A 14,482-nucleotide genomic window follows, 5' to 3' on the forward strand; every position below is an offset into this window, starting at 1 on the left:
TAAGGATAGAATTCAAACATGCGCGCATTACAGCTTCTTGATGATCGCCGCCTTGAAATGACCGACATTCCGGCACCTGAAAAACTAGGTTTTGGAGAAGTTACCGTCAATATTAAAGCGGTTGCCCTCAACCATATTGACGTATGGGGCTGGCGCGGCATGGCATTTGCCAAGCGCAAAATGCCACTCACCATCGGCGCAGAAGCTTCAGGCATTGTGACCGCAATTGGTGAGGGTGTCGCCAATGTCCTGCCGGGGCAATTGGTGTCAATCTATGGCGCCCGCACCTGCGGCCTGTGCAAGGCCTGCCGTGAAGGGCGCGACAATCTTTGCGAGCATGTTTCAGGTGTTCACGGCTTCCACCTCGACGGCTTTGCCTGTGAGGCTGTTAATCTGCCTGCCCGCCTTTTGGTGCCTGCCCCGCCCAATGTGGATGCCATTGGCGCTGCGGTTGCCCCTGTCACTTTTGGCACGGTTGAGCATATGCTGTTTGATAATGCCAAATTGCAACCGGGTGAAAGCATTCTCATTCAGGCCGGCGGGTCAGGCATTGGCACTGCCGCCATTCAACTGGCTAAAAAAATGGGCTGCACCGTCTACACCACTGTCGGCTCTGACGACAAAATTGAAAAAGCCAGGGCGCTCGGCGCTGATCATGTGATCAATTACCGTGAAGAGCGTTTTGAAGGGGTGCTGCGCAAATTGACCAGGAAAAAAGGTGTTGACGTGGTATTTGAGCATGTCGGCGCTGATACATGGGCAGGCTCCATGCTCTCGCTCAAGCGCGGCGGCCGTTTGGTAACCTGCGGCTCCACTTCTGGCGTTTCCACCAATATGAATCTGATGATGCTGTTCCAGCAGCAACTCAAGCTTCTGGGCTCCTTTGGCTGTCGCATGGAAAATATGGCCAATGCCATGCAGAAAATGGCGCAAGGTCAGGTTTCACCGGTTATTGACACAATCGTTGGTTTTGATGAAATCGACACGGCGTTAAAACGCATGGAGACCCGTGACGTTTTCGGAAAAATTATTCTGAAAATCGACTGACCGGCTATTTTCCGGCACTCACAACAGCGCCCGGCTTTTTAAACAGGCAGGGCGCTGTAAATTTATAAAAACTTAAGGCTCTTCATGTTCAAACTGAAACTTCTTGCGTTCAAATATTGGCAAAAGCTGAAAATTGCCAATTACTGGCTGTGGGCGCAGGCTGTGTTCATTCTGCTGGCATTCTTGCGGTTGCTGCCGGCCAGAGCAGCCATTCGCTTTACGGCCTGGGCTGCCCGCAAAATCGGCCCCTTGTCATCGCGCCATAAAGTGGCAATACGCAATCTTACCAATGCCTATCCTGAAAAATCTCCGGCTGAATTACAGGAGATCGCACTGGAAATGTGGGATAGCATGGCGCGTCTGCTGGCTGAATATGTGTTTCTCGATGCAATCTTTGATTTTGATCCTGATGCGAAAGAGCCGGGGCTGATTGAGGTTGAGGGCGAAGAGATTTTCCGCCGTCTGCTTGATGAGAAAAAGCCGCATATTTTCTTCACCGCCCATACGGGAAATTTTGAACTGCTGCCGATTTGCGCTGCAACTTTCGGCCTCAATGTAACCGCCCTCTTCCGCCCGCCAAACAATCCGTTTATCGCCCGCAAAGTGTTGAAAGCGCGCCGCACCAATATGGGGCATCTGGTGCCCTCCAAAGCCGGTGCGGCATGGTCGCTGGCCGCAGTGCTTGGCCAAAATGATAATGTGGGCATGCTGGTTGACCAGAAATTCCACCGTGGCGTTGAAAGTACATTCTTCAATCTGCCGGTTAGAACCAACCCGCTTTTGGCCAAGCTTGCCCGCCAATATGATTGCGATGTTTATCCGGCACGCTGCATCCGCCTGCCCGGCGGGCGTTATCGTTTGGAGCTGCAAGAACGCATGGAATTACCCCGTGATGCGGAAGGTCAGGTGGATATTGCCGCAACAGCGCAATTGCTCAATGATACGGTTGAGGCTTGGGTGCGCGAATATCCCGGGCAATGGATGTGGTTCCATAAACGCTGGGGTTAATTGCAGGTTTGGCGCTATGCGACCTCACATAAACTTGTGCGCCGGTGCCGGACATGGTAACCGCCTCAAAATGGAACAAAGTCCTGCTGCAGGCTTTTAAAACAAGGATTCTCCCATGTCCCGCCCGATTCTTATTGCGCCTTCCATTCTCGCTTCTGATTTTTCCCGACTTGGTCAGGAAATCAAGGATGTTGTGACCGCCGGCGCAGACTGGATTCATATTGATGTGATGGACGGGCATTTTGTGCCCAATATTACCTTCGGGCCTGATGTGGTAAAGGCAATCCGCCCGCACACGGATGCGTTTTTTGACACCCATTTGATGATTGCGCCTTGTGATCCCTATCTGGAGGCTTTTGCCAAGGCCGGATCTGATCAGATCACAATTCATGCTGAAGCAGGCCCGCACCTGCACCGCTCATTACAGGCGATTAAAAATCTCGGCAAAAAAGCCGGCGTTGCGCTCAATCCCGCAACACCGGTTTCCGCTCTGGAAAATGTGATTGATGATATTGATCTTATTCTGGTTATGACGGTTAATCCGGGTTTTGGCGGCCAGAAATTCATCTCCTCCATGTTGCCAAAGATTGAGCAGGTTCATGCGCTGATCGGCAACCGTCCGATTGATTTGCAGATTGACGGCGGTGTGACGGCAGAAAATGCCGGCGCGGCAGCCAAGGCCGGCGCCAATTCCCTTGTTGCCGGTTCTTCTGTTTATAAGGCTGGTAATCTTGAAGGCTACCGCACCAATATTGCCGCCATCCGCAAGGCTGCGGAACAGGCTCGCAGTTAAAACTCCGTCTGACTTTATTTACGCTGCCGGCTTTGCCGGCCTTCCTGTCGAATAAATTTTTAGGAAACGCACATGATCCCGCGCTATTCCCGCCCTGAAATGGTTGCCATCTGGTCGCCGGAAACAAAATTCCGCATCTGGTTTGAGATTGAAGCCCATGCCTGTGATGCGCTGGCTGAAATCGGCGTTATCCCGAAAGAAGCCGCCAAAACCATCTGGGAAAAAGGTGGCGCGGCCAAATTTGATGTGGCACGCATTGACGAGATTGAGGCGGTTACCAAACATGATGTTATCGCCTTCCTCACCCATCTGGCTGAATTTGTCGGTCCCGATTCCCGCTTTATCCATCAGGGCATGACATCATCAGATGTTCTGGATACCTGTTTTAACGTGCAATTAATGCGTGCCAGCGACCTGCTTATCGCCGATCTCGATAAGCTGCTGGCAGCACTGAAAACCCGCGCTTTTGAACATAAAGACACCATCACCATCGGCCGCAGCCACGGCATTCATGCAGAGCCAACAACTTTTGGCGTAAAAATGGCGCTGGCCTATGCCGAATTTGAACGCTGCCGCGCACGCCTTGTTGCAGCGCGTGAGGAAATTGCCACTTGCGCCATTTCCGGTGCTGTCGGCACTTTTGCCAATATTGATCCGCGCGTTGAGGAACATGTGGCCAAAGCTCTTGGCATGAAGCCTGAGCCGGTTTCCACACAAGTCATCCCGCGTGACCGCCATGCCATGTTCTTTGCAACACTTGGTGTTATCGCTTCTTCGGTTGAGCGTCTGGCGGTTGAAATCCGCCATCTGCAACGCACCGAAGTGCTGGAAGCGGAAGAATATTTCTCACCCGGCCAAAAAGGCTCATCGGCCATGCCGCATAAGCGCAATCCTGTGCTGACAGAAAATCTCACCGGCCTTGCCCGTATGGTGCGCTCATTCGCCATGCCCGCCATGGAAAATGTGGCACTGTGGCATGAGCGTGATATTTCCCACTCTTCTGTTGAGCGCATGATCGGCCCGGATGCAACCGTTACGCTGGATTTTGCGCTTCATCGCCTCACCGGTGTGATTGAGAAGCTGCTGGTTTATCCTGAAAATATGATGAACAATCTCAACAAATTCCGCGGTCTGGTGCATTCACAGCGCGTGCTTTTGGCGCTCACACAGGCCGGTGTCTCGCGTGAGGATGCATACCGCCTTGTTCAGCGCAATGCGATGAAGGTCTGGGAACAGGGCAAGGACTTTCTGGAAGAATTGCTGGCAGATGAGGAAGTGCGCGCCGCACTTTCTGAAGAAGTCATCCGTGAAAAATTCGACCTCGGCTATCACACCAAACATGTGGATACGATTTTCAACCGTGTTTTCGGCACGCAAAAATAAAACTGCTTCTAAACAGCTTATTGTTTAATCCTGTCAAGCACCGCCTGAAAAGCTCAGGCGGTGTTTTACATTCCTTCCGGCTTGTTAAATTTTATTGATGCGGATTTCATTGCCCCACGGGTCTTCAACCACACGGGGCTTGCCGGCGCGCATATCATTAATTTGTACAAAGGACAGGCCACTGCGATCAGGATCACGCTTTTCAGCACCATGGCTTTGCCAGATATTATTGGCAATGTGATGGTGATAACCGCCGGTAGAAAGAAACACTGCTTTTGTGCCATATTTTGCCACCGTGTCAAAAGCCAGTTCATCATGCCAGAAATCTTCAGCCGGCTGAATCTGGCCAACACGCAAATGGACATGGCCGATAACTGTGCCCTGCGGTGCTTTTATCCATTCTGCAGGCGCGTTATTAAGTTCCTGCAAAATATCATTCACATCCATTCTGTCGGTTACCATATGCACCTGATCTCCATTCCGGCGCCATTGTTCAGGCGCACGGTCGGCATAAATTTCAATACCATTGCCATCGGGATCAGTCAGATAGACGGCTTCGCTCACTGCATGGTCAGATGCGCCGGCAACCGGCAATTGCCGGTCAATCGCACGGCGGATCCAGCGCGCCAGATCAGCACGTGCAGGCAGCAGAAAAGCAGTATGAAACAGGCCCGCACTGCGCGGATCATCCGGTTTAAGGGCAGATGATTGTTCAATTTCCAGCAATTCACGATCACCGGCACCAAGAATGACAGAAACGCCTCGGCGCGCCATTTCACGCAAGCCGATAACATCCTGATAATATTGCGCCAATGTCTCCGCATCCCGTGACTTTAGCCCGACACGCTCAATATAGGCAGGGCATGTGACAGCAAATGGCAATTGACCCATTATCTTCATCCTTGTTACGGTTTATAGCCGGCTTGCGGCCATTTACAGGCATAGAACACGCTTCGGCATGGGGTATACATCACGCTGAAAGGGCTGCGTTTCAATCCTCAAACCGGCAAACAAGCTGTTCACACTCCAGTGCACAATGATGCGGATAAAATTCCCCCTTTAAATTCTGCCGCATAATCATAATATGCATATTCAGGATCAGCCATCACCTCCCCCTTATTGCCGTTATCCTGCACGCCCGCCCGTTTTATTTACAAAAACATTTGCAGTTTCCATTCCCGCACAAACCGCTATGTCTTGAACGGAACAGAACAGAACAGAATATTGAATAAATTGCTCAGGAAGAGTAGATCAGCCCCATGAAAGTAAAAGACGCAGATATTTTAATTATACCGGGTTATACCAATTCCGGCCCCGATCACTGGCAAAGCCGCTGGGAGAAAAAACTTTCCACCGCACGCCGTGTGCAACAGGCAGAATGGTCAAAACCTGTGCGGGAAGATTGGGTTGCCTCACTCATCAAACATGTTGACGAGGCAACCAAACCCGTGGTGCTTGTTGCCCATTCACTGGGCGTGCCAACCGCCATACATGCAATTGCGCATATTAAAGATAAGGTTGCAGGCGGCTTTTTCGTTGCCCCGCCGGATGTAACGGATAAAACCATCCGCCCGAAACATCTGATGACCTTTGGCCCTTATCCGCGTGAGCGGCTGCCATTCCCTGCAATTACCATAGCCAGCCGCAATGACCCCTTTTCAAAATTTGAAGCTGCGGAAGATATTGCCGCTGCATGGGGATCATTGCTGATAGATGCCGGCGAATCAGGCCATATCAATACAGAATCAGGCCATGGCCCCTGGCCGGAAGGCACCATGGTTTTCACGGAATTTTTATCGCGGCTTTAAAGTAAAAAATAATTCCGGTATCCCGGTTAATAGCCAATTTTCATGACAAAAGCCGCGCTTGACCAATGCGCGGCTTTTTGTGTTCCTGTTCAATTATTTTTCCTGCCATGCCTGCAGCATGGCATTGGCGCCGGCTGACAAATAGGCCTTGTCTGAAGCAAGGGTTACAAAGCGGAAGCCCGATGCATTATAGCGTTTGGCAAAGGCGATATCCGGCGCATAAATACCGGCAATCTTGTTGCTGGCAGCCGCCTTTTGGGCAATCTGGCGCAAAGGTTCTGCAATCGCTTCAGAATGCGGATTAGCCTCACGGCCATTGCTCCATGCAATGGAAAAATCCGCAGGCCCCACAAACACGCCATCAATGCCGCGCACAGCCAGAATCGCATCCAGCGCCTCATAGGCAGCGCGGGTTTCAATCATTGCAAAGCTCAGTGTCTCCTGATTAGCCCGCAACAGATAATCATTGGAGCCCGGGCTGCCATAACCGGCCTTGCTGCGCAACGGCCCCCATGAACGCTCTCCGACAGGGGGATATTTCATCGCATTTGCAAAAGCTTTAGCCTCATCGGCAGAATTGATCATTGGTGCGATAACCGCATCGGCGCCAAAATCCAGCGCAAGGCTTGCCATATCAAAACGACCGACAGGAATGCGCACCAAAACCGGCTTTCCGGCATTTTTGACTGTGCCCACACCATATTGCACACTGGCTTGCGTATGGGCGCCGTGCTGCATATCCAGCGTCACCGCATCAAAATTCAATGCACATACTGCCTCCAGCAAAAGCGGATCAGAAAACATGCTCCAGGCCGAGCAGATATTTTCACCAAAGCGCAGCCTTGCCGCCAAAGAAGAAGATGAAACCATGAATCACCTGTAACAGAATCCGGTAAATAATCAGAGCCGGAAAGCCGCACTATCAGCATAATCAGCAAATCCGCTGACTGAGCCTATATGCGCTAACAAACGGAATAATATGAATAATAAAACAGTTCTATCCCAAAGGGAATGTTCCGGATATCAGTAGCATAACAAATAAAAATGCCGTATGGCGCATGTCCATACGGCATTATTGAATGCAATTTATGCTTACATTATTCAGCGCTGATCTGTTGAACAGCCTCTTCAAGCAGGGCCTGCATTTTCTCCCGCAGTTCTGCATCCCCCACCGCAACAGATGCAGCATTAAAATCGGCAACAAGCTTGCGGATGACATCTTCATCACCGGCTTCTTCCAGATCAGCGCGCACAACCTGCATGGCATAGGCCTGCGCATCATCGCCGGATTTGCCCAGTTTTTCCGCAGCCCACAAGCCAAGCAGCTTGTTGCGGCGTGCTACTGCGCGAAAACGCAAATCCTCATCATGGGCAAATTTCTTTTCAAAAGCATCACGCCGTTCATCCATTCCGCTCATAGGTTCCTCACCTTCAGGGTCAACAACTGAACACCCGCAGCAGCAAAACACGCTGCCACATCTTTGCCGGCAAATTTATAAACACCTGCCTGCCAGACATATAGGGTGCTTATAACAGCACAACCAGAGACTGCGCACAGAAAAAGCATATAACAAATGCTGAAAAATAACATAGCGGCATAAAGGATGATTGTTAAAAGCTCTCATATGCGCTAGGGAACGCAGACATTGCGGCTAAAATGGCCGCGCCCCTGAAGAGACCATGGTCTCAATCGGTCTTCAGCAAACCCCAGAGGTTCGACAACCCCATGAATCGACGCCGCCGTATTTACGAGGGCAAGGCCAAAATCCTTTATGAAGGACCAGAGCCAGGCACTCTCATTCAGTTTTTCAAAGACGATGCCACAGCTTTCAATGCCAAAAAGCATGAAGTGATTGACGGCAAGGGAGTGCTGAACAACCGCATTTCCGAATATATATTCACCCAGTTGAACAAGATCGGTATCCCCACCCACTTTATCCGCCGCGTCAATATGCGCGAACAGCTGATCAAGGAAGTGGAGATTATCCCGCTGGAAGTGGTTGTGCGCAATGTTGCGGCCGGTTCGCTTGCCAAGCGTTTGGGTATTGAGGAAGGCACGGTGCTGCCGCGCTCGATCATTGAGTTTTATTACAAGGCCGATGCGCTTGACGATCCGATGGTATCAGAAGAGCATATTACTGCATTTGGCTGGGCAACACCCGCAGAGCTTGATGATATTATGGCGCTTGCCATCCGCATCAACGATTTCCTCACCGGCCTGTTTCTTGGTGTTGGCATTCAGCTGGTCGATTTTAAAATTGAATGTGGCCGCCTGTTTGAGGGCGATACCATGCGTGTGGTTCTGGCCGATGAAATTTCGCCGGATTCAGCACGGCTGTGGGATGTGACCACCAATGAAAAAATGGACAAAGACCGTTTCCGCCGCGATATGGGCGGGCTGGTTGAGGCCTATCAGGAAGTTGCGCGCCGTCTCGGCATTATCAATGAGAACGAGCCGCCGCGCCCTACCGGCCCCACTCTGGTAAAATAATGTGATTTCAGCCCGGGAAGTCTGCCGCTTTCCGGGCTGTGTCTTTCGGGCAGTGTTTTCGCATTGCGGGAACCAAACATTTCCTCTTCTAGATTACAGGATAACAAAGTGATTAAGGCACGCGTCACCGTCACCCTCAAAAACGGCGTTCTCGACCCTCAGGGCAAAGCAATTGTCGGCGCTCTCGGCAGCCTTGGCTTTAATGGCGTCAATTCTGTGCGTCAGGGCAAGGTTTTTGATGTTGTTCTCGATACTGCAGACAAAGCAAAAGCGGAAACAGAACTGAAAGCCATGTGCGAAAAACTGCTCGCCAATACGGTTATTGAAGATTACAGCTTCGATATCGCCTGATCTCTTTATCTGGCCGCTGTTCAGCGCCATATAACAAAGAGATATTGATGCAGCTTTGCCAGAGTAACTTGTGCTTTGCCTGTGCTGCCTAGGATTAAAAGAGAGTAACCTGCATTATGAAATCAGCAGTTATCCTTCTTCCGGGTCTCAACCGCGACCGCGATATGATTGCCGCGCTGACCAAAATCGGCGGCAAGGCTCCGCAAACCGTGTGGCAGACCGATACTGAAATTCCCGATGTGGATCTGGTCGTCATTCCCGGCGGCTTTTCTTATGGCGATTATCTGCGTTGCGGCGCTATTGCCGCGCGTATGCCGGTAATGCAGGCACTGCGTAAAAAGGCAGAAGCCGGCGTGCGTGTGATCGGCGTGTGCAACGGCTTTCAGATTTTGCTTGAGGCCGGCCTGTTGCCGGGCGCATTGATGCGCAACACATCGCTGAAATTTGTCTGCCGTGAAGTGAAACTTGAAGTGGCCAATAACCGCACCGCTTTCACCCGCGGTTATGCGCAAGGCCAGATCATCCGCTGCCCTGTTGCCCATCACGACGGCAATTATTTTGCGACAAACGATGTGCTTAAATCCATTGAAGATAATGATCAGGTTGTCTTCCGTTATGCGCAAGGCACCAATCCAAACGGCTCTGTCAATGATATTGCCGGCATCACCAATAAAGGGGGTAATGTGCTTGGCATGATGCCTCATCCGGAAAATCTGATTGAACAGGCACATGGCGGCACAGATGGCCGCGCATTATTTGCCTCGGCACTGGAGCGTCTGGCTTCGTAAAACGAAAAATTGCCCGCACAGCCCATACAGAAAATTATGACTGGGCGGGCTTTTCCCTGAATTATCTTCTCTGTGGCAAAACCGGCAAACAGCATAAACGGGAGAAATATTATGAAGCTCTACAACAAGCCTTTATCGCCCTATTGCGCCTTTATCCGCATTATTGCTGAAGTTAAAAATCTGCCACTCAAGCTGATTGATGCCCCTGCCGGCCCGCCACTGCCGGAGAGTTTTCGTGAAATATCGCCCATGCGCCGCATACCGGTGCTGATCACCGGTTCCGGTGAAACCCTGTTTGAGGCATCTGTTATTGCTGAATATCTGGAAGAGCGTTTTCCTGAAAAGCCGATGCTGCCGGCAGATCCCAAGGATCGGGCACAGATCCGCATCATCATGCGCCTCATTGATCTGGATATTTTGCCATCCATTATTCCGGTTTTGCTTGCGCCGGCCAATCCGCCATCGCCTGAAAAAACCGCGCAGATTTTCACCCATATACGCCATGCGCTGATGACGGTTGAAAGCCGCATTTCTTCCGGCCCCTATGCTTTGGGCGAAGAGGTATCTTTGGCAGATGCATGGCTTGCCCCTGCCCGCTTTCTGCTGGAGAGCCTGCGCCGTTTTCCCAATTTTGAAACAATCCTTGAAGATTGCCCCAAAATTGAAGGCTATCTGACCAATGCGCAGGGCATTGCGGAGATTGCCGCGGTGCTTGGCGAGATGCAGGATGCCCGCAAGGCGCTGACAAAAACCAAAAACTGAATATTGATGACCGGCGAGGCCTGAAAACAGTCTTCAGGCCTTGCATCAAAATTTCCGTTACCCCGTTATGTTACAAGGCACTGTCTTTAATGAAACCGGCGCATATGATTGTCACAATTCTGACTGCAATCGCTTTGAGCGGTTGTTTCGCGTCTCCAAAAAACACTCCTCCCGCGGCAAATGTCAGCCACACGGCGCTGGCAACCATGGAGCGCGTGGCACTGGGCGCTAAGCAATGCTGGTTCAAATCCGGCGATGCGGATTTTCGTAAATACAGCCTTGCTCCGGAGCTCAATTCTTTCACCGGCAGGCCGCGCATATTGGTGGTACCTGCCAATAATCCCAATGACCGGCCATTGCTGGTTGTGCAGGCTGAGGGCAATCCGGGGCGTATGGAGCATTTTGGCCCGCTCATGCAAAGCCCGCTTGCACAACGCATCGAGCGCGATACAGCGCGCTGGGCTGCCGGCCAGCGAAGCTGCTAAATGTAAACTGTCAGCGAAGCTGCTGAATGTAAACCGCCAGCGAAGCTGCTAAATTATAAAACTGAGCATTACCCATCACATATCCGAGCATCCGCTCACAGACCAGAGAAGACAGCGACACCGATATGGACAGCAAAAAGTCAATCCGTAATGATTACCCGATCACACCGGAACTGATTGCCGCACACGGCCTCAAGCCCGATGAATACCAGCGCATTCTTGACCTGATCGGCCGTGAACCAAGCTTCACGGAACTGGGTATTTTTTCCGCCATGTGGAATGAGCATTGCTCGTATAAATCCTCCAAGAAATGGCTGCGCACCCTGCCAACAACCGGCAAGTGCGTTATTCAGGGGCCAGGTGAAAATGCCGGTGTTGTTGATATTGATGACGGCGACTGTGTGGTTTTCAAAATGGAGAGCCACAATCATCCGTCCTATATCGAACCCTATCAAGGGGCAGCCACCGGCGTCGGCGGCATTTTGCGCGATGTGTTTACCATGGGCGCACGCCCTGTTGCCGCGATGAATGCACTGCGTTTTGGCGAGCCTGATCACCCCAAAACCCGTCATCTTGTTTCCGGCGTTGTTTCCGGCATTGGCGGTTATGGCAATGCTTTTGGCGTGCCGACCGTTGGCGGCGAAGTTGAGTTTGATGCGCGTTACAACGGCAATATTCTCGTTAATGCATTTGCGGCAGGGCTGGCAAAATCCGATGCGATTTTTTATTCCAAAGCCGAAGGCGTTGGCCTGCCGGTTGTATATCTTGGTGCTAAAACCGGCCGCGACGGCGTTGGCGGCGCAACAATGGCATCGGCTGAATTTGATGAATCCATTGAAGAAAAACGCCCGACCGTTCAGGTTGGCGATCCGTTTACCGAGAAATGCCTTCTGGAAGCCTGCCTTGAACTTATGGCTTCCGGCGCTGTTATCGCCATTCAGGATATGGGAGCAGCCGGGCTTACCTGCTCCGCGGTTGAAATGGGGGCCAAAGGCGATCTCGGTATTGAACTGAACCTCGACACCGTGCCGGTGCGCGAAGAGCATATGTCAGCCTATGAAATGATGCTCTCGGAAAGTCAGGAACGCATGCTGATGGTACTGCGCCCTGAACAAGAGGATGAGGCCAAGGCAATTTTCAGAAAATGGGGGCTGGACTTTGCCATTGTCGGCAAAACCACCGATGATCTGCGCTTCCGTGTATTCCATCAGGGGGAACAAGTTGCTGATCTGCCAATCAAGGAGCTTGGCGATGAAGCGCCGGAATATGACCGCCCGTGGACGCCGGCTGTTGCACCAAAGCCGCTTGCGGCAGATGATATTCCGCAAGCCGATATTGCAGACAGCCTGATCAGCCTGCTCAATTCTGCCAATGGCTCTTCCCGCCGCTGGGTCTATGAACAATATGATACGCTGATTCAGGGAAATTCCCTGCAATTGCCGGGCGGCGATGCCGGTGTCATCCGTGTTGACGGCCATGAGACCAAGGCGCTTGCTTTTTCCTCGGATGTAACGCCGCGCTATGTGGAAGCTGATCCTTATGAGGGCGGCAAACAGGCTGTGGCCGAATGCTGGCGCAACCTCACCGCAACCGGTGCCACGCCGCTTGCCTCAACCGATAATCTCAATTTCGGTAATCCTGAACGGCCTGAAATCATGAGCCAGCTTGTTCATGCCATTAAGGGAATTGGCGAAGCCTGCCGTATACTGGAATTTCCGATCGTCTCCGGCAATGTCTCGCTCTATAACGAAACCAATGGTCGGGCTATTCTGCCAACACCAACCATTGGCGGTGTCGGCCTGATCAGGGACTGGGCGAAAATGGCGCGCATTGCCTTTGCCGCAGAGGGAGAAGCCATTCTGCTTGCCGGCGCGCCGGAAGGCTGGGGCACGCATATTGCCCAATCCGCCTATATGCGCGACATCCACAACCGCATTGACGGCCCTGCCCCGCATGTTGATCTGGCGCATGAAAAAGCAACCGGTGATTTTGTGCGCGGCCTGATTGAAGACGGCCTTGTGACCGCCGTCCACGATTGCTCATCAGGCGGTCTGGCACAGGCGGTTGCTGAAATGGCAATCAAGGGCGGCATGGGCGCAACCATCAGCCAGCCTGCGGCACATAGTCCTGTTCTCACTTTCTTTGGTGAGGATCAGGGGCGCTATGTGCTCACGGTAACACAGGCCAATCTGGCACAAGTGCAGGCACGCGCTGAAAAAGCAGGGGTCTCTGTCCCGCTTATTGGCCGTACCGGCGGCAAGGCGGTTATTCTGGGCAATGCCAGAGCCCTGCCTGTTGAAGAGTTGCATCAGGCCTATGAATCATGGTTCCCTGACTATATGAACGGCAAATCATAATACCGGTTCTCAATACCGGCGAATAAATGAGCCTGCGCCTTGAAACACCTAGGCGCAGGCTCCAACTTAAATAATACTCGGTAAAAACAGCCGTTTTGAACAAACGGAAATTAAAGGGTATTTATAAATCTAATCAGAAAAAATGCTCTCGGAGGATTTTAATATGGCTATGGCACCTGGTGATATTGAAGACATGATCAAGGCAGGCATTCCCGGCGCTGTTGTCAGCATCCGCGACCTTGCCGGAGACGGTGATCATTACGCTGCCGAAGTCGTTGCGGAAGCCTTCCGCGGCAAAACCCGCGTGCAGCAGCATCAAATGGTTTATGACGCGCTGGGCGGCAATATGGGCGGAGTTCTGCACGCCCTTGCCCTGCAAACCCGCGCACCGGAATAAGCCGAAATTTAAATAGCCGGCTCCGGCAGTATTACTCTGCCCGAGCCGCACAATAAATCTGCGGCAATGCGCATTCTGGAACATGATTGCAGTTTCGTTTATTAGCTGCGCAGAAATTCAATTTAATGCCTAACTCTGGCGGAACTTGTCCCGCCGGCAATGAAAGGATCCTTCCATGAGCGGCATCAGCGCCCTTATTGATAATGAAGTTAAAAACAACGATGTTGTGCTTTTTATGAAAGGCACTCCGGATTTTCCGCAATGCGGTTTTTCCGGTCAGGTTGTGCAGGTGCTGGATTATATCGGCGTTGATTATAAGGGCATCAATGTTCTGGCTTCTGATGAAATGCGTCAGGGTATCAAGGAATATTCCAACTGGCCAACCATTCCCCAGCTCTATGTAAAGGGTGAATTTATCGGCGGTTGCGATATTGTGCGCGAGATGTTCCAGGCCGGTGAATTGCAGGCTCTTTTTGCAGAAAAAGGCATTGCCACCAAAGCAGCCTGATATAATCTTTGGCAAAAGGGAATTGTCTCAGGCAGGCTCTATGGCCAAAATTTTGCAGGCAGCTAAAACGCAAAGCCTGTGATGAGAGAGCATCAGCGCAAATTGTAACGGCTATTTCGCGCTATCACGAAATTGTGATATTTTAAAAACGGCAGTACAGCTGCCGTTTTTTTATATTTAAAATTTTAAATTAAAAATTATCATTCCGGCAAGATTGTCATCTTAATGAATCTATATATGGTACAGATATCAGGATACAGAACTGCTTCGTTTTATCCTGTGTTGAACAAACAGCACAAAAACG

The 14,482-nt window shown here is 51.4% G+C and carries 16 protein-coding genes; 13 read left to right on the forward strand and 3 right to left on the reverse strand.

Annotated features, from left to right (window positions below):
* Positions 1 to 18: 18 nt before the first annotated feature.
* From ACSTTO_RS07010 to purB, 4 genes are all read left to right on the forward strand, one after another.
* On the forward strand, positions 19 to 1,047 hold the full coding sequence (locus ACSTTO_RS07010; protein WP_439272437.1) for a zinc-binding dehydrogenase: 1,029 nt from the start codon (positions 19 to 21) through the stop codon (positions 1,045 to 1,047).
* 84 nt (positions 1,048 to 1,131) lie between these two features.
* The gene (locus tag ACSTTO_RS07015; RefSeq protein WP_439272438.1) at positions 1,132 to 2,055 is read left to right on the forward strand and encodes a lipid A biosynthesis lauroyl acyltransferase; all 924 of its coding nucleotides are present in this window, start codon (positions 1,132 to 1,134) and stop codon (positions 2,053 to 2,055) included.
* A 115-nt stretch (positions 2,056 to 2,170) separates the two neighbouring features.
* Positions 2,171 to 2,848 carry a ribulose-phosphate 3-epimerase gene (gene rpe / locus ACSTTO_RS07020; RefSeq protein WP_439272439.1) on the forward strand — a complete coding sequence of 226 codons (678 nt, stop codon included), beginning with the start codon at positions 2,171 to 2,173 and terminating at the stop codon, positions 2,846 to 2,848.
* Positions 2,849 to 2,920: 72 nt separating this feature from the next.
* The gene (purB, locus tag ACSTTO_RS07025) at positions 2,921 to 4,231 is read left to right on the forward strand and encodes an adenylosuccinate lyase (protein WP_439272440.1); all 1,311 of its coding nucleotides are present in this window, start codon (positions 2,921 to 2,923) and stop codon (positions 4,229 to 4,231) included.
* An 84-nt stretch (positions 4,232 to 4,315) separates the two neighbouring features.
* Here the strand turns inward: purB and ACSTTO_RS07030 are convergent, their stop codons facing one another.
* Complete coding sequence (locus tag ACSTTO_RS07030; protein ID WP_439272441.1) at positions 4,316 to 5,131, reverse strand: VOC family protein; 816 nt, start codon at positions 5,129 to 5,131, stop codon at positions 4,316 to 4,318.
* Positions 5,132 to 5,490: 359 nt separating this feature from the next.
* On the opposite strand from ACSTTO_RS07030, the gene ACSTTO_RS07035 reads away from it, so the two are divergent.
* Entirely contained in the window at positions 5,491 to 6,039 is a 549-nt protein-coding gene (locus ACSTTO_RS07035; protein WP_439272442.1) for an RBBP9/YdeN family alpha/beta hydrolase, read from the forward strand.
* Between the two features lie 93 nt (positions 6,040 to 6,132).
* On the opposite strand, the gene ACSTTO_RS07040 is transcribed toward ACSTTO_RS07035, so the two are convergent.
* Positions 6,133 to 6,909, reverse strand: coding sequence for an HpcH/HpaI aldolase family protein (locus ACSTTO_RS07040; protein ID WP_439272443.1), 777 nt, complete (start codon positions 6,907 to 6,909; stop codon positions 6,133 to 6,135).
* Between the two features lie 227 nt (positions 6,910 to 7,136).
* Positions 7,137 to 7,457 carry a DUF1476 domain-containing protein gene (locus ACSTTO_RS07045; RefSeq protein ID WP_439272444.1) on the reverse strand — a complete coding sequence of 107 codons (321 nt, stop codon included), beginning with the start codon at positions 7,455 to 7,457 and terminating at the stop codon, positions 7,137 to 7,139.
* A 308-nt stretch (positions 7,458 to 7,765) separates the two neighbouring features.
* Here ACSTTO_RS07045 and purC point away from each other — a divergent pair, with 308 nt between their 5' ends.
* The 8 genes from purC (at position 7,766) to grxD (ending at position 14,178) form a co-directional block, all read left to right on the forward strand.
* Positions 7,766 to 8,530: a phosphoribosylaminoimidazolesuccinocarboxamide synthase gene (gene purC, locus ACSTTO_RS07050; RefSeq protein ID WP_439272445.1), complete on the forward strand. Its 765-nt coding sequence runs from the start codon at positions 7,766 to 7,768 to the stop codon at positions 8,528 to 8,530.
* Positions 8,531 to 8,638: 108 nt separating this feature from the next.
* Positions 8,639 to 8,881, forward strand: coding sequence for a phosphoribosylformylglycinamidine synthase subunit PurS (gene purS, locus ACSTTO_RS07055; RefSeq protein ID WP_439272446.1), 243 nt, complete (start codon positions 8,639 to 8,641; stop codon positions 8,879 to 8,881).
* A 116-nt stretch (positions 8,882 to 8,997) separates the two neighbouring features.
* Entirely contained in the window at positions 8,998 to 9,669 is a 672-nt protein-coding gene (gene purQ / locus ACSTTO_RS07060; protein ID WP_439272447.1) for a phosphoribosylformylglycinamidine synthase subunit PurQ, read from the forward strand.
* Between the two features lie 111 nt (positions 9,670 to 9,780).
* Positions 9,781 to 10,431, forward strand: coding sequence for a glutathione S-transferase family protein (locus ACSTTO_RS07065; RefSeq protein ID WP_439272448.1), 651 nt, complete (start codon positions 9,781 to 9,783; stop codon positions 10,429 to 10,431).
* 89 nt (positions 10,432 to 10,520) lie between these two features.
* A complete protein-coding gene (locus tag ACSTTO_RS07070) occupies positions 10,521 to 10,916 on the forward strand; it encodes a hypothetical protein (RefSeq protein WP_439272449.1) in 396 nt (131 codons plus the stop codon).
* Positions 10,917 to 11,041: 125 nt separating this feature from the next.
* Positions 11,042 to 13,273, forward strand: coding sequence for a phosphoribosylformylglycinamidine synthase subunit PurL (gene purL, locus ACSTTO_RS07075; protein ID WP_439272450.1), 2,232 nt, complete (start codon positions 11,042 to 11,044; stop codon positions 13,271 to 13,273).
* Positions 13,274 to 13,436: 163 nt separating this feature from the next.
* Positions 13,437 to 13,670 (forward strand): BolA/IbaG family iron-sulfur metabolism protein, encoded by a 234-nt coding sequence (locus ACSTTO_RS07080; RefSeq protein ID WP_022711527.1) that lies wholly within the window; start codon positions 13,437 to 13,439, stop codon positions 13,668 to 13,670.
* Positions 13,671 to 13,845: 175 nt separating this feature from the next.
* Positions 13,846 to 14,178, forward strand: coding sequence for a Grx4 family monothiol glutaredoxin (gene grxD / locus ACSTTO_RS07085; RefSeq protein WP_439272451.1), 333 nt, complete (start codon positions 13,846 to 13,848; stop codon positions 14,176 to 14,178).
* The last annotated feature ends 304 nt before the right edge of the window (positions 14,179 to 14,482 follow it).

The sequence above is a fragment of the Pseudochrobactrum albidum genome, assembly GCF_051851455.1.
Taxonomy (GTDB): Bacteria; Pseudomonadota; Alphaproteobacteria; order Rhizobiales; family Rhizobiaceae; genus Pseudochrobactrum.